The sequence below is a fragment of the Mesorhizobium sp. M7A.F.Ca.ET.027.03.2.1 genome (assembly GCF_003999175.1).
Classification (GTDB): Bacteria; Pseudomonadota; Alphaproteobacteria; order Rhizobiales; family Rhizobiaceae; genus Mesorhizobium.
The window spans coordinates 1-1,024 of sequence record NZ_RZOM01001509.1; the positions used below are offsets into that span (position 1 = coordinate 1).

Annotated in this window: 2 protein-coding genes; one reads left to right on the forward strand and one right to left on the reverse strand. The window is 62.6% G+C overall.

The genetic code is table 11. The features are described from left to right. The coding region (locus tag EN750_RS36025) for an ABC transporter transmembrane domain-containing protein (protein ID WP_245482918.1) at positions 1 to 487 on the reverse strand (487 nt) is incomplete at its 3' end. Between the two features lie 207 nt (positions 488 to 694). Between EN750_RS36025 and rpmE the strand changes: the two genes are divergently transcribed. Beyond that, positions 695 to 916, forward strand: coding sequence for a 50S ribosomal protein L31 (gene rpmE, locus EN750_RS36030; protein WP_006200144.1), 222 nt, complete (start codon positions 695 to 697; stop codon positions 914 to 916). Positions 917 to 1,024: the final 108 nt, after the last annotated feature.

The following is a 1,024-nucleotide window of genomic DNA, read 5'->3' on the forward strand; positions in this document are numbered from 1 at the left end:
TCCCCACCGCGCCAAGGCCGAGGATGACGTTGCGCAGCGCCACCGAAGCCGTCGCGCCGACCGCCGACTTGACCTGCGTCGTGTCGGCGGCAAGCCGCGACACGATCTCGCCCGACTGGGCGGTGTCGAAGAAGGCAGGCGACAGCGTCGTCACATGGGCAAACACATCGCGCCTTATATCGGCGACGACGCGCTCGCCCAGCGTGATGACGAAATAGTAGCGGCCGGCCGATGCCGCCGCCAGCACGGCGGCCATCGCCACCAGGGCGGCGAAATATTCGGCAATGAAGGTGGTGCTGGACGACGAGAAACCATGATCGATCATGCGTCGCACCGCCAGCGGCAGCGCCAGCGTGGTTGCCGCCGCGATGACCAGCGAGATGATGGCGCCGACGACCAGTGTGCGATAGTGCGTGATGTAGGGGAACAGGCGCCGGAGCGGCTTGAGCGAACGCCGGCGCTCGTCTGCGCTGGTGATTTGCGCCATCCCGATGTTTCCTCCAGCCGCCCTTGGGGTCTGCGCCTCAATATGCGCTTGCCGCGGCCTTGTGATTCAATTCCAGCTGATGTATAGGCTCGCCGACCGTTTTAGAAGCCGTGGCTCCTCAATAGCTGCGGCTTCGAGTTTTAAAAAGGGGCGCATCGACGCAGGCTTATGCCCGTCGGCAGCGCCGGCAAGCCAGGAACCGAACCCATGAAGACCGACATCCATCCCGATTACCACACCATCAAGGTCGTCATGACCGACGGCACCGAATACATGACCCGTTCGACCTGGGGCAAGGAAGGCGATACGATGAACCTCGATATCGACCCGACCACCCACCCGGCCTGGACCGGCGGCCAGCAGACCCTGCTCGACCGCGGCGGCCGCCTGTCGAAGTTCAAGAAGCGTTTCGAAGGTTTCGGGATCTAAGCTCAACGAGCTTTTTACAGAACAAAAAACCCGCCCTTGTGGCGGGTTTTTTGTTGCGGCGCGTTGCTACTCGGCCAGCAATTCCCTCAGCGCCATGCGCTTATAGGC